This window comes from Caballeronia sp. LZ019, assembly GCF_031450825.1.
Taxonomy (GTDB): domain Bacteria; phylum Pseudomonadota; class Gammaproteobacteria; order Burkholderiales; family Burkholderiaceae; genus Caballeronia.
The window spans coordinates 351,457-372,825 of sequence record NZ_JARTVZ010000002.1 but is presented as its reverse complement, the minus strand read 5'-3'; the positions used below and the strand labels follow the sequence as shown (position 1 = coordinate 372,825).

Annotated in this window: 22 protein-coding genes; 12 read left to right on the top strand and 10 right to left on the bottom strand. The window is 63.8% G+C overall.

Annotated elements, in window-relative coordinates; all coding sequences use genetic code 11:
* Positions 1 to 30 precede the first annotated feature (30 nt).
* A complete protein-coding gene (locus P9255_RS04685; protein ID WP_309765756.1) occupies positions 31 to 900 on the top strand; it encodes a sulfurtransferase in 870 nt (289 codons plus the stop codon).
* A 7-nt stretch (positions 901 to 907) separates the two neighbouring features.
* Here P9255_RS04685 and P9255_RS04680 read toward each other — a convergent pair whose 3' ends face one another.
* The 3 genes from P9255_RS04680 to polA all read right to left on the bottom strand — a co-directional run bounded on the left by P9255_RS04680 (position 908) and on the right by polA (position 6,235).
* Positions 908 to 1,780 carry a dienelactone hydrolase family protein gene (locus P9255_RS04680; protein ID WP_309789199.1) on the bottom strand — a complete coding sequence of 291 codons (873 nt, stop codon included), beginning with the start codon at positions 1,778 to 1,780 and terminating at the stop codon, positions 908 to 910.
* 220 nt (positions 1,781 to 2,000) lie between these two features.
* Positions 2,001 to 3,374, bottom strand: coding sequence for an NAD(P)/FAD-dependent oxidoreductase (locus tag P9255_RS04675; RefSeq protein ID WP_309765754.1), 1,374 nt, complete (start codon positions 3,372 to 3,374; stop codon positions 2,001 to 2,003).
* 122 nt (positions 3,375 to 3,496) lie between these two features.
* Positions 3,497 to 6,235: a DNA polymerase I gene (polA, locus tag P9255_RS04670; protein WP_309789347.1), complete on the bottom strand. Its 2,739-nt coding sequence runs from the start codon at positions 6,233 to 6,235 to the stop codon at positions 3,497 to 3,499.
* 1 nt (position 6,236) lies between these two features.
* Between polA and P9255_RS04665 the strand changes: the two genes are divergently transcribed.
* A complete protein-coding gene (locus P9255_RS04665; RefSeq protein ID WP_309765753.1) occupies positions 6,237 to 6,986 on the top strand; it encodes a TIGR00730 family Rossman fold protein in 750 nt (249 codons plus the stop codon).
* A gap of 157 nt (positions 6,987 to 7,143) precedes the next feature.
* Complete coding sequence (locus P9255_RS04660) at positions 7,144 to 7,947, top strand: hypothetical protein (protein WP_309789198.1); 804 nt, start codon at positions 7,144 to 7,146, stop codon at positions 7,945 to 7,947.
* Positions 7,948 to 7,971: 24 nt separating this feature from the next.
* Here P9255_RS04660 and P9255_RS04655 read toward each other — a convergent pair whose 3' ends face one another.
* The gene (locus P9255_RS04655; RefSeq protein ID WP_309765751.1) at positions 7,972 to 9,498 is read right to left on the bottom strand and encodes an AMP nucleosidase; all 1,527 of its coding nucleotides are present in this window, start codon (positions 9,496 to 9,498) and stop codon (positions 7,972 to 7,974) included.
* A gap of 204 nt (positions 9,499 to 9,702) precedes the next feature.
* On the opposite strand from P9255_RS04655, the gene P9255_RS04650 reads away from it, so the two are divergent.
* The 3 genes from P9255_RS04650 (at position 9,703) to P9255_RS04640 (ending at position 12,011) form a co-directional block, all read left to right on the top strand.
* Positions 9,703 to 10,113, top strand: a complete 411-nt coding sequence (locus P9255_RS04650) for a hypothetical protein (protein ID WP_309765750.1) — start codon at positions 9,703 to 9,705, stop codon at positions 10,111 to 10,113.
* Between the two features lie 89 nt (positions 10,114 to 10,202).
* On the top strand, positions 10,203 to 11,168 hold the full coding sequence (locus P9255_RS04645) for a homoserine kinase (RefSeq protein WP_309765749.1): 966 nt from the start codon (positions 10,203 to 10,205) through the stop codon (positions 11,166 to 11,168).
* 21 nt (positions 11,169 to 11,189) lie between these two features.
* Complete coding sequence (locus P9255_RS04640; protein WP_309765748.1) at positions 11,190 to 12,011, top strand: BPSS1780 family membrane protein; 822 nt, start codon at positions 11,190 to 11,192, stop codon at positions 12,009 to 12,011.
* An 82-nt stretch (positions 12,012 to 12,093) separates the two neighbouring features.
* Here the strand turns inward: P9255_RS04640 and P9255_RS04635 are convergent, their stop codons facing one another.
* Positions 12,094 to 12,267, bottom strand: coding sequence for a DUF3563 family protein (locus P9255_RS04635; protein ID WP_309765747.1), 174 nt, complete (start codon positions 12,265 to 12,267; stop codon positions 12,094 to 12,096).
* Between the two features lie 137 nt (positions 12,268 to 12,404).
* Positions 12,405 to 13,565 carry a PHB depolymerase family esterase gene (locus P9255_RS04630; RefSeq protein ID WP_309765746.1) on the bottom strand — a complete coding sequence of 387 codons (1,161 nt, stop codon included), beginning with the start codon at positions 13,563 to 13,565 and terminating at the stop codon, positions 12,405 to 12,407.
* Between the two features lie 295 nt (positions 13,566 to 13,860).
* Between P9255_RS04630 and P9255_RS04625 the strand changes: the two genes are divergently transcribed.
* A complete protein-coding gene (locus tag P9255_RS04625) occupies positions 13,861 to 14,547 on the top strand; it encodes a phosphatase PAP2 family protein (RefSeq protein ID WP_309765745.1) in 687 nt (228 codons plus the stop codon).
* 5 nt (positions 14,548 to 14,552) lie between these two features.
* Here the strand turns inward: P9255_RS04625 and P9255_RS04620 are convergent, their stop codons facing one another.
* Positions 14,553 to 15,377, bottom strand: coding sequence for a TOBE domain-containing protein (locus tag P9255_RS04620; RefSeq protein WP_309765744.1), 825 nt, complete (start codon positions 15,375 to 15,377; stop codon positions 14,553 to 14,555).
* Between the two features lie 160 nt (positions 15,378 to 15,537).
* Here P9255_RS04620 and P9255_RS04615 point away from each other — a divergent pair, with 160 nt between their 5' ends.
* Together P9255_RS04615 and P9255_RS04610 are read left to right on the top strand one after the other, a co-directional pair.
* Entirely contained in the window at positions 15,538 to 17,124 is a 1,587-nt protein-coding gene (locus P9255_RS04615; RefSeq protein ID WP_309789197.1) for an inorganic phosphate transporter, read from the top strand.
* A gap of 262 nt (positions 17,125 to 17,386) precedes the next feature.
* Complete coding sequence (locus tag P9255_RS04610; RefSeq protein ID WP_035966072.1) at positions 17,387 to 17,545, top strand: DUF3309 family protein; 159 nt, start codon at positions 17,387 to 17,389, stop codon at positions 17,543 to 17,545.
* A 73-nt stretch (positions 17,546 to 17,618) separates the two neighbouring features.
* On the opposite strand, the gene P9255_RS04605 is transcribed toward P9255_RS04610, so the two are convergent.
* Positions 17,619 to 17,927 carry a hypothetical protein gene (locus P9255_RS04605; protein ID WP_309765742.1) on the bottom strand — a complete coding sequence of 103 codons (309 nt, stop codon included), beginning with the start codon at positions 17,925 to 17,927 and terminating at the stop codon, positions 17,619 to 17,621.
* A 36-nt stretch (positions 17,928 to 17,963) separates the two neighbouring features.
* Complete coding sequence (locus P9255_RS04600) at positions 17,964 to 18,194, bottom strand: hypothetical protein (protein ID WP_309765741.1); 231 nt, start codon at positions 18,192 to 18,194, stop codon at positions 17,964 to 17,966.
* Positions 18,195 to 18,481: 287 nt separating this feature from the next.
* Between P9255_RS04600 and P9255_RS04595 the strand changes: the two genes are divergently transcribed.
* From P9255_RS04595 to P9255_RS04585, 3 genes are all read left to right on the top strand, one after another.
* Positions 18,482 to 18,754, top strand: coding sequence for a DUF2866 domain-containing protein (locus tag P9255_RS04595; RefSeq protein WP_309765740.1), 273 nt, complete (start codon positions 18,482 to 18,484; stop codon positions 18,752 to 18,754).
* A 91-nt stretch (positions 18,755 to 18,845) separates the two neighbouring features.
* Entirely contained in the window at positions 18,846 to 19,283 is a 438-nt protein-coding gene (locus tag P9255_RS04590) for an MbcA/ParS/Xre antitoxin family protein (RefSeq protein ID WP_309765739.1), read from the top strand.
* Positions 19,280 to 20,005 carry an RES family NAD+ phosphorylase gene (locus P9255_RS04585; RefSeq protein WP_309765738.1) on the top strand — a complete coding sequence of 242 codons (726 nt, stop codon included), beginning with the start codon at positions 19,280 to 19,282 and terminating at the stop codon, positions 20,003 to 20,005. The genes P9255_RS04590 and P9255_RS04585 overlap by 4 nt, the downstream gene beginning before the upstream one ends.
* A gap of 4 nt (positions 20,006 to 20,009) precedes the next feature.
* On the opposite strand, the gene P9255_RS04580 is transcribed toward P9255_RS04585, so the two are convergent.
* On the bottom strand, positions 20,010 to 21,323 hold the full coding sequence (locus P9255_RS04580; protein ID WP_404980254.1) for a DNA topoisomerase IB: 1,314 nt from the start codon (positions 21,321 to 21,323) through the stop codon (positions 20,010 to 20,012).
* Between the last annotated feature and the right edge of the window lie 46 nt (positions 21,324 to 21,369).

The window sequence follows — 21,369 nt, the reverse complement described above, 5'->3', positions numbered from 1 at the left end:
CCCGCATTGCAAGCTGCTCGAGGAGCCGTCATGCCGCACACTCACTACACCACGCTCATCTCCGCGACGAATCTCGCCGAACGGCTCGATACGGCGCCCGGCAGCGTCGTCGTCTTCGATTGCCGGTTCGATCTGGCCGCGCCCGAAGCCGGAGAAGCCGCCTACGCCGCAGGCCACATTCCGGGCGCGCACTATTTGCATCTCGACCGCGATCTGTCCGGCGCGAAGACCGGCACGAACGGCCGTCATCCGTTGCCGGAGCGCGCGGCGCTCGTCGCGAAGCTCGCGAGTTTCGGGCTGAACGAAGGCCAGCAGGTCATCGCTTATGACGCGCAAGGCGGCATGTACGCGGCGCGTCTGTGGTGGCTGCTGCGCTGGCTCGGGCACGATTCCGTCGCGCTCGTCGATGGCGGCCTGCAGGCATGGGAAGCCGCCGGCAAGTCGCTCGACACCGCCGTGCCGCCGACATCGCCAGGCAGCTTCAAGGCCGCCGCGCCGCTCCAGGTAACCATCGATGCGCAAGCGATCGAGCGCAGCATCGGCACGCGCGATCATCTGCTGATCGATGCGCGCGCCGCAGACCGGTATCGCGGCGAGAACGAGACGATCGACCCCGTCGGCGGGCACATTCCCGGCGCGCTGAATCACTTCTTCAAAAACAATCTGACGCCGGAAGGGCGCTTCAAGACCGCGCACGAGTTGCGTGAAGCGTTCGCGTCGCTGATCGGCGCGACGCCGGTGGATCGCGTCGTTCTGCAGTGCGGCTCCGGCGTCACCGCGTGCCACAACGCGCTGGCGATGGAAGTGGCCGGCCTGCACGGCGCGGCGCTCTACCCCGGTTCGTGGAGCGAATGGAGCGCCGATCCGGGCCGCCCCGTCGCCACGGGCGCGAACCCTTGAGCCGTATTCAGACGCCGTGCTCGCGGAACCACGCGAGCGCGCGCTTCCAGCCGTCCTCGGCGTCGGCCTTGCGGTAGCTCGGACGATAGTCGGCGAAAAACGCGTGCGGGGCATCGTCATACACGACGAACTGTGAGCCGCGCCCTTTTGGCGGCGCGCTGGCGATGGCCTGCTTCATCTGTTCGATGCTGTCCTGCGGAATGCTCTGGTCCTGCCGCCCGTACAGGCCGAGCACCGGCACCTGCAAATTCCCCGCATTGTCGACCGGATTGCTCGGCGTCGTCGCCGTCTTGCTGCCGACGAGCCGCCCGTACCACGCGACCGCCGCCTTCACGTTCGGATTGTGCTCGGCGTAGAGCCACGTGATGCGCCCGCCCCAGCAGAAGCCGGTGATGCCCAGGCGTTTCGTATCGCCGCCGTGCTCGCCCGCCCATTTGACCATCTGGTCGATGTCGGAGAGCACTTGCGAGTCCGGCAGCTTCGAGACGATCTGATCGTTGATTTGCTGAATCGACGGCATGGACGCGGCGTCGCCCTGGCGCGTGAACAATTGCGGCGCGATGGCCAGATAGCCGAGCTTGGCGAAGCGGCGGCAGACATCGGCGATATGCTCGTGCACGCCGAAGATCTCGTGAATCACGATGATGACCGGCAGATGCGTCTTGCCCTTCGGCTGCGCGCGATACGCCGGCACCAGCGTGCCGTCCGCGCCGCGCACGCCGATGGAGCCGGCCTCGAGACCGTCGCTATCGGTATGGATGGTTTGCGCGGAGACCGGCAGGACGGCGGCGGCGAAGCCGGTGCCCAGCGCGGCCTTGAGGAAGCCGCGGCGATCGAACGGAACGTGCGGGATAAGGCTGTCGACTTCGGGAGTCAGCATGCGAAGCTCCTGCGGCAAGAGCCGCCAAGGCGCCGCCGATGCGGGCGTCGGCTGCATGGGGCCGAGTACCGTCGATGGCGCTGAACCGGAAACCGCGCTTCTCGTTGAGCATCATGCAGCGCGGCGCTGGACGACTGTCACGGGCGAATGCCGCACGCCCGGGCGCGCCGGATATAAGCGCGCCGCTCATTCTAAACAGCTTTGCCGTGCCGCTGCGCCGTCAGTGCAGCTTGACGCGGGGCGCGGTGGACCGGCGCAGCCAGTGCGCGACGGTATCGAGCATCATGCGCGCGTAGCCGTGCAGCGCCGCGATATGCAGCCGGTACAGCGACATATACATGAAGCGCGCGAAGAGTCCTTCGATCAGCATGTTGCCGCCGATCAGTCCGCCCATCAGATTGCCGACCGCGCTATACCGCCCGAGCGATACGAGCGAGCCGAAATCGCGATAGGTATATTCCGGCAGCGGCTTGCCCTGCATGCGCCGCTCGAACGCCGCAAACAAAAAGCTCGCTTGCTGATGCGCCGCCTGCGCACGCGGCGGCACGTTGCGTTCCGTGCCGGGCCAAGGACACGCGGCGCAATCGCCCAGGGCGAAGACGTTGTCGTCGATTTCCGTTTGCAGCGTGCGACGCACGATCAACTGGCCGAGGCGATTGGTCGGCAAGCCATCGAGTTGTGACAGCACCGCAGGCGCCTTGATGCCCGCCGCCCACACGGTCAGGTCCGCGCGAATGATCTTGCCGCTCGCCGTGCGGATCGAATCGCGCGTGACTTGCGCGACGGTTTCGCCCGTCATCAGCCGGACGCCGAGCTTGGTGAGCAGTTCGGCCGTCGCGCTCGACACGCTCTCCTTCAGCGCCGGCAGGATGCGCGGCCCCGCTTCGATCAGCACGATGCCGATATCGTTCTTTGGATCGAGCTTGTGCAGCCCGTAAGCGGCCAGCACTTGCGCGGTGTTGCGCAGTTCCGCCGACAATTCGACGCCCGTCGCGCCCGCGCCGACGATCGCCACCTGAATGCGCGGCGCGGCTTCGACGGCAGGCATCGGCGCCATTTCCCCGATGCCCGCCGCGACCGGCTCGGGCGCGACGTGCTCGGCCCGCATGCAGGCCGCGATCAGCCGCTTGCGAAAGAGTTCGGCCTGGCCGACGGTATCGAGCGCGATTGAAAACTGCTGCGCACCGTCGACGCCGAAAAAATGCGTGGTGCTGCCGATGGCGAGCACGAGCGTGTCGTACTCGAGCTCCCGCTCGGGCAGCAGTTCGCCTGCTTCGTCGTCGCGCAGCGCGCCGATCCTGATGCGCTTCTGCGCGCGATCCAGCCCGACGAGCTCGCCCTGCTGAAACTCGAAGCCGTGCCACAGCGCCTGCGCCGCATATTCGAGTTCCTGCGTGAACGGGTCCATGCTGCCTGCCGCGACTTCGTGCAGCAGCGGTTTCCAGATATGCGTCGGATTACGGTCGACGAGCGTGATCTGCGCGCGCGGCGCCCTGGTGTCCGGCCTGGCGTTGCTCGAACCGAAGCGGTCGCCGAGACGCGTCGCGAGTTCGAGACCGCCGGCTCCGCCGCCGACGATGATGAAGCGATGCATGGAGCTCTCCCTATGGCTTTGAATTCGAGTGCGTTCCCGCGCCAGTTTTCATTGTGCGTGAGCACGCAGCGCATGGACAAGCGCCGCCGTCGCATGCCGGACATACGCGCCGCGCCGAAACATCAATGCGCCTCTTCCCAGTTGTTGCCGACGCCCACTTCCGCGACGAGCGGCACCTTCAGTTCCGCGACGCCGCACATGAGTTCGGGCAGACGCTTGCGCACGTCCGGCAGTTCTTCTTCCGGCACTTCGAGCACCAGTTCATCGTGGACCTGCATGATCATCTTCGTGCCCATGCCCGTGCTTTCGATCCAGTCCTGCACCGCGATCATCGACATCTTGATGAGGTCGGCGGCCGTGCCCTGCATCGGCGCATTGATGGCCGCGCGCTCAGCCGCCTGACGGCGCGGGCCGCTGCCGCCGTTGATTTCGGGCAGCCACAGACGGCGTCCGAATACCGTCTCGACGAAGCCGTTCATCTTCGCGGTGGTGCGTGTCGTGTCCATGTAAGCGGCGACGCCCGGATAACGCGCGAAATAGCGGTCGATATAGAGCTTGGCTGCATCGCGCGTGATACCCAGGTTCGACGAGAGACCGAACGAGCTCATGCCGTAGATCAGCCCAAAATTGATGACCTTCGCGATGCGACGCTGGTCGTTGTCGACTTCGAGCGGCGTCACGCTGAACACTTCCGACGCGGTCGCGCGATGCACGTCCTCGCCTTGCCTGAACGCGCGCATCAGCGATTCATCGCCGGAGATATGCGCCATGATGCGCAACTCGATCTGCGAGTAATCGGCGGAGACGATCTTGCAGCCCGGCGGCGCGATGAACGCCTCGCGAATGCGCCGTCCTTCGCCCGTGCGCACCGGGATGTTCTGCAGGTTAGGTTCGTTCGACGACAGCCGTCCCGTCACCGCGACGGCCTGCGCATAATTCGTATGCACGCGCCCCGTCGATGCATTGACCATGCGCGGCAGCTTGTCCGTGTAGGTGGATTTGAGCTTGGACAGCGCGCGATGCTCGAGCAGGACCTTCGGCAACGGATAATCTTCGGCGAGCTTTTGCAGCACTTCTTCGTCAGTGGAAGGCGCGCCGCTCGGCGTCTTCTTCACAACGGGCAATTCCAGCTTCTCGAAGAAGACCTGCCCGATCTGCTTCGGCGATCCGAGGTTGAATTCGTCGCCCGCGAGCTCGTACGCCTGCGTCTGCAAGTCGATGAGACGCTTCGCGATTTCATTGCTCTGCGCGTCGAGCTTCTCGCGATCGATCAGCACGCCATTGCGTTCGATCTTGCGCAGCACGCGCGATGTCGGCATCTCGATGTCGCGGTACACGCGCAACAAGCCTTCTTCCTCCGCGACCTGAGGATAAAGCGCCTGATGCAGACGCAAGGTGACATCCGCGTCTTCGGCGGCGTATTCGGCGGCCTTGTCGAGCGGCACTTCGTCGAAGCCGATCTGCGATGCGCCCTTGCCCGCGACGTCCTCGTACTTGATGGTCTTCACGCCCAGATGCCGCAGCGCGAGATTGTCCATGTCGTGCGGACGATGCGACTCCAGCACGTACGACTGCAGCAGCGTGTCGTGTTCGACGCCGCGCAAGTCGATGCCGTAGCTGGCAAGCACTTGTTCGTCGTACTTCAGATGCTGCCCGACCTTCTTCTTCGATGCGTCCTCGAGCCAGGGCTTGAGCTTCGCGAGCACTTCATCGCGCGGCAGTTGCACGGGCGCATCCGGCCCGCGATGCGCGAGCGGAATGTACGCGGCATGCCCCGCTTCGACCGACACCGAGATGCCGACGATCTGCGCGACCATCGGATCGAGCGACGTGGTCTCGGTATCGAACGACGTGATCTCAGCGCCATCGATGCGCGCGAGCCAGGCATCGAACTGTTCCCACGTCTGCACGGTCTCGTAGTGGTGAACGATCTCGGTGACTTCCGCGGGCGGCGTGTCGGTCGGACCTTCGACGGCATCCGCGATTTCGATCTCTCGCAGCCACGTCTTGAAGCCGTGACGGAGAAAGACATCGCGCAGTTCGTCGCGTGCTTCGGGGCGGCTCGGCAGCGTCTCTTCGATCGACGCGATCTGCGAAGCGAGGTCGCATTCCGTGTGCACGGTGACGAGCTTCCGGGCCATCGGCAGGAAGTCGAGCGCCTTGCGCAGATTGTCTCCTACCGCACCTTTGATCTCGCTTGCGTGTGCGACGATGCCATCGAGCGTATCGTATGCGGTGAGCCATTTGAGCGCGGTCTTCGGACCGCATTTTTCGACGCCGGGCACGTTGTCAACGGTATCGCCGATGAGCGACAAATAGTCGACGATGCGCTCCGGCGGCACGCCGAACTTGTTCACGACGCCCGCGCGATCGAGCGTTTCGTTGGTCATCGTATTGATGAGGGCGACATGATCCGTCACGAGCTGAGCCAGATCCTTGTCGCCCGTCGACACGATCACTTTCATGCCGCGTTTTTCGGCCTGAACGGCGAGCGTGCCGATGACATCATCGGCTTCGACGCCTTCGATCATCACGAGCGGCCAGCCGAGCGCACGCACCGCGACGTGAATGGGCTCGATCTGTTTCGAAAGGTCTTCCGGCATGGAAGGACGGTTGGCTTTGTAGTCGGCGTACCAGTCGTCGCGGAAGGTCTTGCCCTTTGCATCGAAGACGCACGCGCTATACTCTGCATTGATTTCGCGCCGCAGGCGCCGCAGCATGTTCACCATTCCATACAGTGCGCCGGTGGGACCGCCGTCGGGACCACGCAGGTCAGGCATCGCATGGTAAGCCCGGTACAAGTAGCTAGAACCGTCGACCAATAGCAGGGTCTTACCTTCAAGACTGAGTTCTTCAGGCATTATGAACAAGAGAAAAGTGATTCCGAGTCTGCGATCGCTCGCAGATCAAGAGCGCGCGACGGCCAAGAAGGCTCGCGCGTCGTGGCAGATGTTCACGATTATGGCAGAGTTTATCGAGGCGACCGAGTACCTCTCGGAGATCCGCCCTGCCATCAGTATCTATGGTTCGGCGCGTCTGAAACCTGAGTCGCCGTACTATCAGCGCACCATCGAAATTGCTCAAAAGTTCTCGGATGCGGGCTTCGCGGTCATCTCCGGCGGCGGCCCGGGCATCATGGAAGCGGCCAACAAGGGCGCGCACGCGGGCAAGTCGCCGTCGGTCGGTTTGAATATCGAATTGCCGCACGAGCAGTCGGGCAATCAGTGGCAGGACATTTCGCTGCGCTTTCGTCACTTCTTCACGCGCAAGGTCACGTTCGTCAAGAATTCGGATGCGGTCGTGGTGATGCCCGGCGGTTTCGGCACGCTCGATGAACTGGCCGAAGTGCTCACGCTCATTCAGACGAAGAAGTCGCGCCACGTGCCGATCGTACTGGTCGGCGCGGAATTCTGGGCAGGGCTGCTGGACTGGTTCAAGAAGACGCTCCTCACTAACGGTGTCATCAGCGAGAAGGATCTGGATCTGATGCAGGTCATCGACGAGCCGGACCAAGTGCTCGATGCGGTGCTGCGGTTTTATGAAGACCGCGAGGAAGCGGCCGAGCCGCCGGCTGAAGGCAAGTCGGATGAGGATCGGATGTTTTATTTGTGATGCGTATGGCTCGTGCGGAAGGCTCCGACATTTGAGCCTTCCGCCTCCGTGGCAATGTGCTCGCACTGATCGCGCGTGATTCAAATTCGTTCCCATTGCGTGTACGGTCTGGGCTTTCTCAACTCGGAAAAGACCGGACCGATTCTCTCGTTGGCGCATGGTCGTGCTGTGGGCGAGCGCTCTGCTGGGAGCGATGGCTCTGGCTGCGATGATCGTCACGCAGTTGAACGGCATGCTGAACGACGCCAGTGAACGCGTCGCTTTGCCCGCTAGTGCAGCCAATTCGCCCGCGCCTGATAAGGAACATCCGCCGAGTAGCCCTGCCGGTGCGACTGTTACTGCAGACCCAGAGCAGTCGCAGTACGAGGCAACCACTGCCGAGTCAAAGCTTGATCCCCAACAGCAATTTGCAGCGGAAGTAATGCAGCAAGAGCCTGAATTCAATCGAATCATCAACGACCCCGACTGGCGGACCTTCCTGCAAATGCGAAAGGGCGAACTGACGATTGCCGAGCTGTTAACTGCCGCTTATAACCGTCAGGATATGCAAGCGGTAGTCAACTTTTTCGAAGCATTCAAACTATCGAAGTACGCAGCGGCGACGCGCGGCGTTTCGTTCGCTGAAGAGCTGCGCTATGAGGACGAGGTAATGCGGCAGCTGCCAGATGCCAATGCGCGCACCTATCGCACGAGCTTCGACTGTGCGAGCTTTCGTTCGACTCCCGAATACTTGATATGCCGCGATATAGAACTGGCTAACGCAGATTTGATTCTTGCCCATCTGGTGCGGGAGGCCCAAGCCGCCGTCGTCAACAAAGCAGCGCTTGCGGAGCGGCTCCGCAAGCAGTGGAATCACCGGCAACAGAAGTGCGCGGACAAGCCGTGCCTTGCGGCGTGGTACGCGTATGAGCAAGACGTCCTCATCAAGATTGCGCAGACGGGCGACGTCAACGCTAAGTGAGCTCGCCCGCTTACGGATGACACCTCACTGAAACGCCACCTCCGCAAAGCTCCTCAACTTGCGCGAATGCAGCTTCGACAAGCCGTTCATCCGCAGCAACTCCATCGCCTTCACGCCGATCTGCAAATGCTGATCCACCTGCGCGCGATAAAACTGATCCGCCATTCCCGGCAGCTTGAGTTCGCCGTGCAGCGGCTTATCGGACACGCATAACAACGTCCCATACGGCACGCGGAAGCGGAATCCGTTCGCGGCGATCGTCGCGCTCTCCATGTCGAGCGCAATCGCGCGGCTTTGCGACAGCCGCTGCACCGGCTCACGATGCTCGCGCAACTCCCAGTTACGATTGTCGACGCTCGCGACCGTGCCCGTGCGCATCACGCGCTTCAGCTCGACACCTTCGAGCTGCGTGACCTGCGCGACCGCCTTCTCCAGCGCGACCTGCACTTCCGCGAGCGCGGGAATCGGCACCCATAGCGGCAGGTCCGCATCGAGCACGTGATCCTCGCGCACATAGCCGTGCGCGAGCACGTAGTCGCCGAGACGCTGCGTATTGCGCAGCCCCGCGCAATGCCCGAGCATGATCCACGCATGCGGACGCAACACCGCGATGTGATCCGTGATCGTCTTAGCGTTCGACGGCCCCACGCCGATGTTCACCATCGTGATGCCGCTGCCATCCGCGCGCTTCAGGTGATACGCGGGCATCTGCGGCAGGCGCGCCGGCGCGGCGCCTTCCTCCGGTTGCGCATCCAGATTCGCGTTGTACGTGACGACATCGCCCGGTTCGACGAACGACGAATACTCGCTGCGATACGCCCGCGTCTCCTCATCGTCGGCGCGGGACATCATCGTGCGACCGAGCTTCACGAACTCGTCGATATAGAACTGATAGTTCGTATAGAGCACGTAGTTCTGGAAATGCGTCGGCGAAGTCGCCGTGTAATGGCGCAGGCGATGCAGCGAAAAATCCACCCGCGCCGCCGTGAAAAGCGCGAGCGGATGCGGCTCGCCCGCCGCCGGTTCGTACGTGCCGTTGACGATGCGGTCATCGAGCAGCGCGAGATCGGGCGTATCGAAGACATTGCGCATCGCGAGCAGACGATCACGATCGAGATCGCCCTCGAGATGAATGCCCTCTGCAAACGCAAAGTGAATCGGAATGGGCTGCGCGGATACGCCCACTTCGATCCCCACGTGATGATTCTTCGCGAGAAGCCGCAACTGCTCCCGATAGTAATCGCCGAAAAGATCGGGGCGCGTGAGCGTCGTCTCGAAGATGCCCGGGCCGGCGACGAAGCCGTACGAGCGCCGCGAATCGATCTGCGAATTCAGCTCCGTCCGCACGCGCACGAACGGATAGCACGCGCGCACGCGATGCGTGAACTGCTCGTTGCGCCGGTATCGCGCGAAGGCATCGCGCAGGAAGGCCGTGTTCGCTTCGTAGATCGCGGAAAGGCGCGTGACGGCGGCTGTGGGATCGTCGAAGGATTCGGTCGGGAAGTCGCTCGCGGGCGTGCCCTGAGTGCTTTGAGTGCGGTCGTTTGTCATGATCTTGTGCGTGTCTTTGTGCGCTCGTGATAAATCACATTAACACGGAAGAATGCGAGAACCATGAAGCCCCTCATCGCGTGGGTGCCTCCGCCGCGATCTTTTGAGGTACGGTGCCGCGAGCCGCAAAAGCAGCGCAGAATAAGGCAATGCTTCGCTTTCGGTAGGGTTTGCTAGAATCCGCCCATCGCCTGGAGAACTCCCATGAAGCCCCTTCTTTCTGCCGCCGCGGCAGTCCTCGCCGCCGCAAGCGTTGGCGTTTTCGCGCAATCGGCGCCCAACGCTGTCGAACCGGCAGCACAACCGGCCACGCAACAAACGATGTCGCCGGAGGAAGCCGCGGGCCTTCCGAATCTCAAGGCCATCAACCGCCCGCCCGCCAACGTCAGTTCGAAGGTGGAAATTTCGCCGCCGCGCAAGCCGAGCTTCCATGAACTGAGTTCCAACGGGACGGAAATCACCGAGTACCGCGACAAGGGCAAGCCCGTCGAGATCAACGTGCATTCGAACTTCGGCACGCGTTACCAGATGAGCTCGCCTGCGGACACGTCGCCGCAAGTGCGCGACAACGGCAAGGCGAGCACGCGCCTGCCGTCCGTCAATCTGCGCTATTGACTCAAGCAAGATCGCTTCGAGCCCGCTCTTCAGCAGCGGGCTTCCTCTTTCGGCCCGCGCGGGCCATTCACCAGACCGACGTTTCCTGCATGGCCGTATTCACCCCCGTCACTGACGCCGAACTCGGCGACTGGCTGCAACACTACGATCTCGGCGATGTCGTCGAATTTCGCGGCATCCAGTCGGGCATCGAGAACAGTAATTTCTTTCTCACGACAACGCACGGCGAGTACGTGCTGACGATCTTCGAAAAGCTCACCGCCAGCCAGCTTCCGTTCTATCTCGACCTGATGCGGCATCTCGCGTCGCATCGCGTGCCGGTGCCCGACCCGATGCCGCGCCGCGATGGTTCGCTCTTCGGGATGCTGAAAGACAAGCCGGCGGCCATCGTCACGAAGCTCGAAGGCGCGCCGGAGCTTGCGCCGACGCCTGCGCACTGCATCGAAGTCGGACAGATGCTCGCGCGCATGCACCTCGCGGGGCGCGACTTCGCGCGGCATCAGCCGAACCTGCGCAGTCTGTCGTGGTGGCAGGAGAACGTGCCGGCCATCGTCGATTTCCTGAGCGACAGCCAGCGCGAACTCATCCAGGCCGAACTCGCGCATCAGGCCGCGTTCTTCGGCTCGTCCGATTACGCCGCGCTGCCCGAAGGCCCGTGCCATTGCGACTTGTTCCGCGACAACGTTTTGTTCGCGCACGGCCGGGAGCACGCGCGGCTCGGCGGGTTCTTCGATTTCTACTTCGCAGGCGTCGACAAATGGCTCTTCGATGTCGCCGTCACCGTAAACGACTGGTGTATCGACCTGCAGACCGGCGAACTCGATCCCGCGCGCGTCGATGCCTTGCTGCGCGCCTATCAAACGGTGCGTCCGTTCACGCCGGCCGAAGACCGCCACTGGAACGACATGCTGCGCGCCGGCGCAATGCGCTTCTGGGTCTCGCGGCTGTACGACTTCCATCGTCCGCGCGAGGCAGAGATGCTCAAGGCGCACGATCCCGGCCACTTCGAACGCATCCTGCGCGAGCGCATCGGTGCCGCTTCTTCTTCCGCTTAACGGTAACCCGGCAACTCACCCATGCGACTGATCGAAGTTCCCGCCAAGACCGGCTACGTGTGGTTCCGCCAGGGCATCTGGCTGTTCCGCCGCAACCCGTTCGCGTTCCTCACGCTGTTTTTCGCCTACTTGTTCGTGATGACGCTGATTTCGCGCGTGCCGCTCATCGGCCCGTTGCTGCCGCTGCTGTTCATTCCGGGTATCGCGGTCGGGTTCATGGCGGCCTGTCGGAACACCATCGCGGGAAAGCCGGTCTGGCCGACCATTCTCGTCGATGGTTTCCGCTCCTACGGCAACGCGGTGGCGCGCCGGCTGCTGGTGCTCGGTGCGCTGTATATCGTCGCGATGGGCGTGATCTTCGGCGTCTCCGCGCTCGTCGACGGCGGCACACTGCTCAACCTGATGATGGGCAACGGCCCTTCCGGCGATCCGGAGACCGTGGCGGCGAGCTTCAATCCGCTGGCCGTGCTCGTCGCGATGGCGTGTTACCTGCCGATCGCGATGCTCTTCTGGTTCGCGCCGGTTCTCGTCGCGTGGCACGAGGTCACGACGGCGAAGGCGCTGTTTTTCAGCCTGGTTTCGTGCTGGCGCAATCGCGGCGCGTTCGTTCTGTACGGCGTGCTGTGGATCGCGGTTGCGCTGGCGGTGTCGTTCGGACTGACCGCGTTCATGCAGGCGATCGGCGCAGGGCGGGAGATGGCGTTCGCGGTGCTGATGCCGGCATCGATCCTGGTGACGACGGCGCTCTACTGCTCGTTCTACGCGACGTACCGCGGTTGCTTCGGCGTCCAATCGCCCGATACGCCGGATTTGCCGAACGCATCGGACACGTCGGGCGCTTAACGCTTTTCGTACGCGCAAATAAAAATGCCGGCTCTATCAGCCGGCATTTTTGTGTCTACCGCGAAGTACGCGGCGATCAAGCTCAGTTCGACATCCACGACGGATGACGTGCCGCCGCGCGCTGATCCAGCTTCTTCATGCGATATTCGAGGTCGCAAATATCGGTGGCTTCGGCGAGGTACTCGTCGTCGCGCTCACGGTCACGCTGTTCAGCGGATTTGGTCAGAAAAAGGAAGATGCGGGAAAGCAGGAACATGATTGGCCTCGCTGGAATACTGGGGTAACTACCTATGAAAGCGATTATAGGGTAATCCCTGATTCGACGCCAGTCTTTCCCGCTAGAACCCTGATACTAAAGACCATTTTCCAACACTTGAAACAATCCGCCGCCGCTCACGCGACGAATGCGGCTCGCGTCTCTTCGCTCGAACGGCGCTGATGCTTGAAGAACTCCCACATCAGCGCTGCCGAATCGCGCCCTTTGGATGAATGGAACGCCACGGTATCGTCTCCGCCGGCCCACGAATGGCCGAGCCCGCGCACGATCGACGTTTTCACGACGCGCCGTCCGTTCTTGACGTAGTCGCGCACGACGCCGTCATCCAGCGTTTCCTCGCGGACATCGCCGGCGCGGCGATTGCCGGAGGCGTCGATGAAACCGTTCAGCCGCAAGAACTGCTGCGTGAGCTGATCCGCATTGGCCGACGTCACGACCGAATCCAGTTCGCCGTGGACGATGACGGCGGGCATGCCCGGATAGGTCCGCACATCGACGGCAGCATCGATCAGGGCGACCGGGTCCGTGCGGCTGCCGCGCCGCATGACGTCCATCGCGCCGATGGCGGACGTCGCTTCGCCGAAAACGACGCCCGAATGCAGCCCGACCGCAGCGAACAGATGCGGGTAACGCACCGCGAGCATCGCAGAAAGCCCCGCCCCGGCCGACATGCCGGCCAGATATACGCGCTCGGCGTCGAATTCATGTTTCGCGATCACCGCCTTGATGAGCGATACGATCGACGCCGCTTCGCCGCCGCCCGCGCCGCTTGAATCGTCGTACCAGTGCCAGCAGCGATGTGGATGCTCGTGCTTCGACTGCTCGGGATACAGCACCGCGAAGCCGTACTTGTCGGCGAGCAGGTTCATGCGCGTGCCTTGGGCAAATTCGTCGGCGGTCTGCTTGCAGCCGTGCAGCATCACGACGAGCGGCATCCGGCCGAGTGCGGCCTTCGGCGGCACGTACAGTCCGTATGACAGGTGGTTGATGAAACGCCCGGCTGTCGGCGGCGCCGAATGATACGAGCGATCCCACTTGCCTCGCGCCCACGCGGACGCGCGCGGCCGCACCCGCGACTCGCGCATTTCCGGGCGCGCCGACGGACGCGGCGACACTGCGGCTTTCGTTGCCGCAGCGGACTTGAGCTTCGATTTGACGGTTTTGGCACGCACCGGCTTGGCCGACGTACGCGGCTTCGGCACATGCGTCAGTTCCACTTGGCCAGCGACCAGGCGTCTCAAGCCGCGCAACCAGACTTTGGTAAGGCTTTTCGACATTCGGCTGGGCTCCCCACAAACTTGTTTCGAATAGACACGCGACGATATGGCGCGCGTCGTGTTGCATTGCACAATAACATTAATTCAGCGGGCCGGCTTTGCCCGGGCAATACTGCTTGAGCGAAGTTAAAGGCGTTTAGCCGATGAATCGCGCATTAGACAGCAGTTAGACGCAGAAAACCGCCGCTTCTCGCTTGAAAATTCGGCTTCTTCCGAACCGGTATACTTTCGCCTTCCGCATCCATTCAGTGTCCGCTGTGCCGCAGTGCAGCAACGCCTGTACCACGACGCCACCATGAACCTCGACTTGCCCTTCTCCGTATGGATGAGCATCACCGCGCTCGGCGGCACGGGCGTGATGCTCCCCGTCGCGCTAGCGGCCGCAGCGTGGCTCGCGCTCGGCTATCGATGGAAGTACACCGTCGAATGGATCGCGCTCTTCGGCATCGGGAGCAGTCTCGTCGCGCTGAGCAAGATCGCGTTCATCGGATGGGGAATCGGCATCCGGCTCATGGACTTCACCGGCATCAGCGGGCACGCCTACATGGCGACGTCCGTCCTGCCCGTGGCGATGTTCGTCGCGCTATTGCCCGCGCGCGGCTCCATCCGGGGAACCGGCGTCCTGTTCGGCCTGGTGCTGGGCGTGGTCGTCGGCGGATCGCGTGTCGTGGTCAACGCGCATTCGGTGTCGGAAGTGGTGAGCGGCTGCGTGCTCGGCGCGGCGGTGTCGCTCGCGTTCGTGTGCATTGCATGGCGGGCGGAGCCGGGTAAGCTCTCGCCGATGCCGGTAGCGGCGAGCCTCGCCGTCGTCGTCGTGGCGCTGCATGGCGTGCCGGTGCCGACGCAGCACTGGATCACCGAAATCGCGCTCGGCTTGTCGGGCCACCCGTACCCCTACGTGCGGGCGCTGTGGAAGTCGAAGAGTTATCACAAGCCGGATCGACGGACCGACGTTCGACCCATCGGCAGCAATCTGACGTAACACGCTCAGTCGTTCACGCCGATGATCACGCTCGACGCCTTCACCACCGCCACCGCTTTCTGGCCCGGCGCGAGTCCGAGCGTATCGGCGCTCTCGTTGGTGATGATGGCCGTGACGGTCGTCGCATCGTCGAGCGAAAGCGTCACTTCGGCGTTCACCGCGCCGCGCGTCACGCTTGCAACGGTTCCGCGCAACTGATTGCGCGCCGACAGCTTCGCCGGCGCGTCTTCCATCAGCATGACCCACGACGCCTTGATGAGCGCGAACGCATCGCCGCCTTCTGCGAGGCCGAGCGCCTCGGTGCTTTCATGCGTGACGACGGCGACGATCGTCTGCCCGCCCGGCAAGCCGAGCGCGATTTCGTCGTTGACCGCGCCTCGCGTGATCCTCGTGACCTTCCCCGCCAGCTGATTGCGTGCACTCGTTCTCAATCCCAGTCTCCCGATAAGTCGCCAATCGTCCTCGAAGCCTTCGATGGCTTCGCCCACTCGCCTGAGAAACTTGCGATGCTCGCGCTCGACGGCGAAGTACGTGTCGATGATCCGCAACGCCGATGCGGTGAGCCGCGTTCCGCCGCCGCCGCGCCCGCCGGTCGCGCTAGCCACGAGCGGCTCGCCGGCCAGGTTGTTCATCGTATCGATGGCGTCCCACGCCGCCTTGTAGCTCATGCCGACCGCCTTCGCCGCCGCAGTGATCGATCCGGTATCGCGAATGGCGGCCAAGAGCGCGATGCGCGACGCGCCGCCGAGCGTCTCGTCGCCGCTTTTCAGCCAGACGGAGCCGCCGAATTCGAGCGGATCGCGAGGCGCGGGCGGGGTCGTCTTGGTCATCGATCGTCACGTCACGGGTCGCTGGAAGTGCGGCCGATTATATCGGCGCGCTGACGACATCGATTCATACGAGATAACAAAGGCTTACGCGTTCACGAAACCGACACGCGCGCCGGCAAACATGGCCTTTTCCGCAATGCCTCAGGCTCAAGGACGCGCCATGAACCAGATTGTCTTTCCCAACACCCGGACAAGCCGCACGCCGGGGCAGCGACTCGCTTTCCTCGTGTTTCTGCTCGCCATCGGAGCGGGCGCGGTGTACTGCATCATGCATTTGCTCGAAGATCTGGCGCCCGTGCGCGAATCGTCCGCGTTCCCGTACATTCTGCTCGGCATCGCGCTGCTCATCGCGCTCGGATTCGAGTTCGTCAACGGCTTCCACGATACGGCGAACGCCGTCGCGACCGTCATTTACACGCACTCGCTGACGCCCAACCTCGCGGTCGTCTGGTCCGGCGCGTGGAACTTCATCGGCGTGCTGGTTTCGAGCGGCGCGGTCGCATTCGGCATCCTGCAACTGCTGCCGGTCGAACTGATCATCGGCGTCGGCAGCTCGCAGGGCTTCGCGATGGTCTTTGCGCTGCTCATCGCGGCGATCGTCTGGAACCTCGGCACGTGGGCGCTCGGCTTGCCGTCGTCCAGTTCTCATACGCTGATCGGCTCGGTGATCGGCGTCGGCCTGATGAATCAGATGCTGCACGGGACCAACGGCACGTCGGGCGTCGACTCGAGCCAGGCGGCCTCGGTCGGCAAGTCGCTGCTCTTTTCGCCGCTCATCGGCTTCGTGCTCGCCGGTTTCCTGCTCTACGTGTTGAAGCTCGTCGTGCGCGTGCCGGCGCTCTACAAGGAACCGAAGAACAACACGCCGCCGCCGTTCTGGATTCGCTGCCTGCTGATCCTGACGTGCACCGGCGTTTCGTTCGCGCACGGCTCCAACGACGGCCAGAAGGGGATGGGGCTCATCATGCTCATCCTGATCGGCACCGTGCCGACCGCCTACGCGCTGAACAAGGCCGTCACGTCGGGCGAGACGCAGACGTTTCTCGCGGTCAGCCATAGCGCATCCGAGGCGCTGCAGCGTTATAGCGGCAATGCCTCTCCCGGCGCCGATGCGCGTGCGCGCGTCGAGCGCTACGTGCAGACGAAGACGCTCGCCCCTGACAGCGTCGCCTCGCTGAAAGCGCTGATCGATTCCATCGACGCGCAGATCCGCCCGAGCGAGACGATCGCGGCCGTGCCGGAAGGCAATGTCCGCAACGTGCGCAACGAGATGTACATCGCGTCCGAAGCGTTGCGTGTGATGGAAAAGCAGAACGCCCCCGCCTTCGCGCCGAACGACCGCGCCGTGCTCGATAACTACAAGCATCAGCTCGATCACGCGACGAAGTTCATTCCGACGTGGGTGAAAGTCGCCGTGGCCGTTGCGCTCGGCCTGGGCACGATGGTCGGCTGGAAGCGCATCGTGGTAACGGTCGGCGAGCGCATCGGCAAGACGCACCTCACGTATGGGCAAGGCGCGTCGGCGGAACTGGTGGCGATGATCACCATCGGCGCCGCCGATGCCTACGGCCTGCCCGTCAGCACGACGCACGTGTTGTCGTCGGGCGTCGCCGGCACGATGGCCGCGAACGGCTCCGGGCTGCAATGGCGCACGGTGCGCAGCCTCGCGCTCGCCTGGGTGCTGACGCTGCCGGTATCGATCGCGCTGGCCGGCCTGCTGTTCTGGATTTTCCGCAATCTGTTCTGAATCGACGCAGTGCAATTCTTTCAAGGCGCCGGACCAACTCTTTCCTTTTGACAACCGGCGCGGTCCGCGCAAGCGTCGCCAGTGACGCGCCGGGCCTTGCTTCATCAGGCTTTCACGCCGATGGCACGGATGCTGCTCAACGCTCCTTGTCGATCGCAACACCGGACGGCCTGGCGGCATCCCGCCTCGCTTCCGACGTGCGGCTGCCTGGGAGGCCACGTCGAGCCGGATGGTCGCGCGGTCTTTTATAAGGAGAAGTCAAATGACGATCGGAACCATCCTGTTGATTGTGCTCATCCTGCTGTTGATCGGCGCCATTCCGTCGTGGCCGCACAGCCGTAGCTGGGGTTACGGACCGAGCGGGATTCTCGGCGTCGTGCTCGTCGTGGTGATCGTTCTGTTGCTGATGGGACGCCTATAAGCGCCCCGCCGCCGGTTCAAACAAAAAGGGGCGCCCCGATGGAGCGCCCCTTTTTCGTTCGTCCAGCAATACGTCACACGCGCATGACCTGTCCGTTCGGGTCGATCTTGCGTGGAATGACGGGCTCCGCCTGCTTCGGCGAGCCGCCCTTGCGCGGCGGCGCGGCGACCGGCTGATCGATGGAAGCCTTGTCGGCCACCTGCTTGACCGCCGATGCACTCTTGCGCTTCTTCTTTCCGGCCGTGCGCGATGCGCCATGCGCCTTGCTCTTGCCCTTCACTACGTGAACTTCGGGCGGATTCCAGACTTCCGTGTAATGCGGCGCCGCCACTACCGGCGACGAACCCAGCACGAAAGCCATCGTCAGGAATGCGAGTTTCAAGTCGTTTCGCTCCATCGATTTATGCCCCTGTTGCCCCTAATGGTCCTGGCGCGCGCTGCGCGAGAGGATGGCGTCGAGCGAGCGCTCGGACGTTTCGAGTTCGCGCAATGCGTCGTCCAGGCGCTGCTGCGAACGAGCCACCGACCGCACGCCGTGCTCGAACTGCGGCTCGCCTCGCGTGGCGTCGAACGCGGCGTTCACCGCGCGCGTCGCGCGCATGAAACGTTCGAGCGCGGCGGCTTCGAGCGAATCGTTGCGGGAAATCATCGGCAAACTCCTTGTTGCAGACAAGCTGTACGAATATACAGTAAGCCGGCCTGCCGGCAAACAAAGCGCGCCGCCCGTGGTGAAAATGCCGAAGGCGCACTTGACCGCATACGTTTGCCTCTAGGCAGGAAGACGTGGCGTATCGCCGCACGCCGACCCTCGTCGCGGACGATTAAGGGCGGCTTAATTCTGCACGGACACACTCGACGCGCGATCAGGCCCGCCCGCCGCCTTCGGTGCGGCGCAGTCCACCGGACGAACCGGGCCGCCAACGTGAGGAATGTGCCATGTCCCGCAACGCCGTAGCGCGTCCGCCGTTCGCCAATCTTGCCCGGGCGATGCGCAGCCACACCGCGCTCAAGCTGAGCCGCTGCCGCCTGTCCGCGCCGATCCAGCCGCCGTGGGGTCAAGCGTATCGGATGGTCGAGTGGTCGCTGAAGAGCGATCCGCATCTGCAGCGCTGCATCGTCCCGGCAGATTGCACGCCATCCGATATCGCCGATGCGCTGAATTCGCACGTACCCGGCCGTCGCTACGGTCCGCGTGAAGACGAGGACTGACGAGCGCATCTCACGCACGGGCGAAATATCGCTTGTATAAATCCATATATGGACTACCATGCGTTAAGAGTTCCTTTGGAGACTTAGCGACATGCCCCATGCCGCACGCGCCGCCTCTGCGGCGGCCGGCCAGCCGGCGCCGCGTTCCACGCCGGATATCGGCGACTTGTCCGCTGCCGGCCTGCGCGCTTTCATCAACATCGCCCGCGACTGGGCGTTGTCGGCCGATGAGCAGATCAAGCTGCTCGGCTCGCCCGGCCGCTCCACGTACTTCAAGTGGAAGAACACGCCCGAATCGGCGCGGTTGCCGCGCGACACGCTGGAGCGCCTCTCGCTGATTCTCGGCATCTACAAGGCGCTGCAAATCCTGCTGCCCGAGCCGCACGCCGCCGATACATGGGTCAGGCGTCCGAACACCGCGCCGCCGTTCGGCGGCAGGCCGGCGCTCGACCGCATGCTGGCGGGCAATATCAGCGATCTCGTCGCCGTGCGCCAGTATCTCGACGCGATGCGAGGCGGATGGGCGTGAACGACAAGCAGGCTGAATCGAACTGGCGGGCGCGCTGGCCGCACGGCGAACTCGACTGGTCGCCGGCGTATCGCGTGATCCCGACGCGTTTCCCGGCGGTGAATCTCTTCGACCGCGTCGCGTCGCCACAGGATTTCGACGCTCTCTATGCGCTCGAAGCGATGACCAACGACCGCCTGCGCACCGAGATTGGCGAACTCGATCTCGTGCCGCCCGGCGAACGCTGTTTCGGGCCGGGGTGCGGGCCGATCATGGCCGCTTTCACGCATTTGAATCCGAGCGGCAGCCGCTTTTCGGACGGCAGCTTCGGCGTGTTCTATTGCGCCCGCGAGCGGCGCACGGCCATCGCGGAGACGCGTTATCACGCCGGCCTGTTCCTCGCCGCGACCCGGGAAGCGCCGCTGCGTCAGCAGATGCGACTCTATACGGTGATCGCGCACGGCGAGGTCGTGGATCTGCGGGACGACCGTATCGCGCTGGCGGGTCTCGATCCGCGCATTCTCGCGCCGGACGACTACGCGCCCGGCAAGGCTCTGGGCCGCGCAATCCGTGCGGCGGGCGCGCCGGGGATCGCGTATCCGTCGGTGCGCGATCCCCAGGGCGAATGCCTGGCCGCCTTGCGCACGACGATGCTGCGCGACTGCCATCACGCCGCGTATCTCGAATACAACTGGAACGGCGATGCGATCGATTACGTGTTCGAGCTGAATCAGGTCGGCTAGGCGATCATCGGATCGCCACCGCCGTCGATGTCCGCGTGCGCGACAGCTTCTTCGTCGCAGGGCGGGCGGCCTTCGGCGCGGTCTTGCGCGCGACGGTCTCGATTGCCTGCGTCGCCGCGTCCTTCGCGCTGCCCTTCAGCGCACCCCCGCGCGCCTTGCGGCTCGATTCGGCGAGCAGGCCGGTGAGCCGCGTATCGCTTGCCGCAGCGCCCTTGCGGTTCTTCCGCGCCGCCTCGCGCGCCCGGCGCTTCGCTTCTTTCTCGAGAAAGATGACGAGTGCAGCCTCGTCGGTCTTCAGTCCGTGGCGACGCGACGCGGGCAGCGCCTCTGCAAGTTCGCCCGCCTCGAACGCCTCGATCACGGCCGGATGCACGTAGCACTTGCGGCAGACGGCCGGCGTGTTGCGCAGCAGTTGCGACACTTCCTTGATGGTCCCGACAATATGCTTGCGCGCCTCGGTCACTGTCTCCCACTGCAGCTTTCGCAGCGCCGCGAGCGCGAACACGCTGCCCGCCCACGTCCGATAGTCCTTCGCAGTGAAATCCGCGCCAGTGATCTCCCGCAAATAGTCGTTGATGTCGGACGAAGTCACGCCGTGGCGCGTGCCGTCCGCATCGAGATACTGGAACAGGTCCTGGCCGGGCAGGTCCATGCAGCGCCTGACGATCCGGGCGACGCGCGCATCGCTCACGGCGACGTCGTGCTCGATGCCGCTCTTGCCGCGAAACTTGAAGCGCAGCGTTCCCGCCGACACTTTCAGGTGCCGCTTCCTGAGCGTCGTCAGCCCGTATGAGCGGTTCTCGCGCGCGTATTCCTCGCTTCCGACGCGGATCAGCGTCGTGTCGAGCAGCCGCACGACCGTGGCGAGCACCTTGTCGCGCGGCATGCCGTCGAGCGCGAGATCGCGCGTGACGCGAGCGCGCAGCTTCGGGAGCACCGCGCCGAACGCGAGCATGCGCTCGTACTTGTTCGCGTCGCGGGTCTCGCGCCATTGCGGATGATAACGATACTGCTTGCGCCCGCGCGCATCGCGGCCCGTCGCCTGCAGATGGCCGCGCGAATCGGGGCAAATCCAGACATCGGTATATGCGGGCGGGATGGCGAGCGCGTTGATGCGCCGGATCTCGGCCTCATCCTCGATGCGCTTGCCCTGAGTATTGAAATAGACGAACGCACCGTCGATCCACTCGCGGGTATAGCCGCGCCGCGAGTCGTCGACGTATCGGAGGCCGGGTGGCAGATCGTCGATGATGGCTGCCGCGTTCCCGTGCTGTGCACCGCTCGTACTGCCAGCCCCGTTGCTTTCGATCGTCGCCACTGCAAGCCTCGCCTGTTTGCTTTCGATACATGGCGAGGAATTGAGC

Excerpts from the sequence above, each read along its gene's own strand:
- P9255_RS04685 (WP_309765756.1), top strand. The coding sequence starts at position 31 with ATGCCGCACACTCACTACACCACGCTCATCTCCGCGACGAATCTCGCC.
- P9255_RS04680 (WP_309789199.1), bottom strand. The coding sequence starts at position 1,780 with ATGCTGACTCCCGAAGTCGACAGCCTTATCCCGCACGTTCCGTTCGAT.
- P9255_RS04675 (WP_309765754.1), bottom strand. The coding sequence starts at position 3,374 with ATGCATCGCTTCATCATCGTCGGCGGCGGAGCCGGCGGTCTCGAACTC.
- polA (WP_309789347.1), bottom strand. The coding sequence starts at position 6,235 with ATGCCTGAAGAACTCAGTCTTGAAGGTAAGACCCTGCTATTGGTCGAC.
- P9255_RS04665 (WP_309765753.1), top strand. The coding sequence starts at position 6,237 with ATGAACAAGAGAAAAGTGATTCCGAGTCTGCGATCGCTCGCAGATCAA.
- P9255_RS04660 (WP_309789198.1), top strand. The coding sequence starts at position 7,144 with ATGGTCGTGCTGTGGGCGAGCGCTCTGCTGGGAGCGATGGCTCTGGCT.
- P9255_RS04655 (WP_309765751.1), bottom strand. The coding sequence starts at position 9,498 with ATGACAAACGACCGCACTCAAAGCACTCAGGGCACGCCCGCGAGCGAC.
- P9255_RS04650 (WP_309765750.1), top strand. The coding sequence starts at position 9,703 with ATGAAGCCCCTTCTTTCTGCCGCCGCGGCAGTCCTCGCCGCCGCAAGC.
- P9255_RS04645 (WP_309765749.1), top strand. The coding sequence starts at position 10,203 with ATGGCCGTATTCACCCCCGTCACTGACGCCGAACTCGGCGACTGGCTG.
- P9255_RS04640 (WP_309765748.1), top strand. The coding sequence starts at position 11,190 with ATGCGACTGATCGAAGTTCCCGCCAAGACCGGCTACGTGTGGTTCCGC.
- P9255_RS04635 (WP_309765747.1), bottom strand. The coding sequence starts at position 12,267 with ATGTTCCTGCTTTCCCGCATCTTCCTTTTTCTGACCAAATCCGCTGAA.
- P9255_RS04630 (WP_309765746.1), bottom strand. The coding sequence starts at position 13,565 with ATGTCGAAAAGCCTTACCAAAGTCTGGTTGCGCGGCTTGAGACGCCTG.
- P9255_RS04625 (WP_309765745.1), top strand. The coding sequence starts at position 13,861 with ATGAACCTCGACTTGCCCTTCTCCGTATGGATGAGCATCACCGCGCTC.
- P9255_RS04620 (WP_309765744.1), bottom strand. The coding sequence starts at position 15,377 with ATGACCAAGACGACCCCGCCCGCGCCTCGCGATCCGCTCGAATTCGGC.
- P9255_RS04615 (WP_309789197.1), top strand. The coding sequence starts at position 15,538 with ATGAACCAGATTGTCTTTCCCAACACCCGGACAAGCCGCACGCCGGGG.
- P9255_RS04610 (WP_035966072.1), top strand. The coding sequence starts at position 17,387 with ATGACGATCGGAACCATCCTGTTGATTGTGCTCATCCTGCTGTTGATC.
- P9255_RS04600 (WP_309765741.1), bottom strand. The coding sequence starts at position 18,194 with ATGATTTCCCGCAACGATTCGCTCGAAGCCGCCGCGCTCGAACGTTTC.
- P9255_RS04595 (WP_309765740.1), top strand. The coding sequence starts at position 18,482 with ATGTCCCGCAACGCCGTAGCGCGTCCGCCGTTCGCCAATCTTGCCCGG.
- P9255_RS04590 (WP_309765739.1), top strand. The coding sequence starts at position 18,846 with ATGCCCCATGCCGCACGCGCCGCCTCTGCGGCGGCCGGCCAGCCGGCG.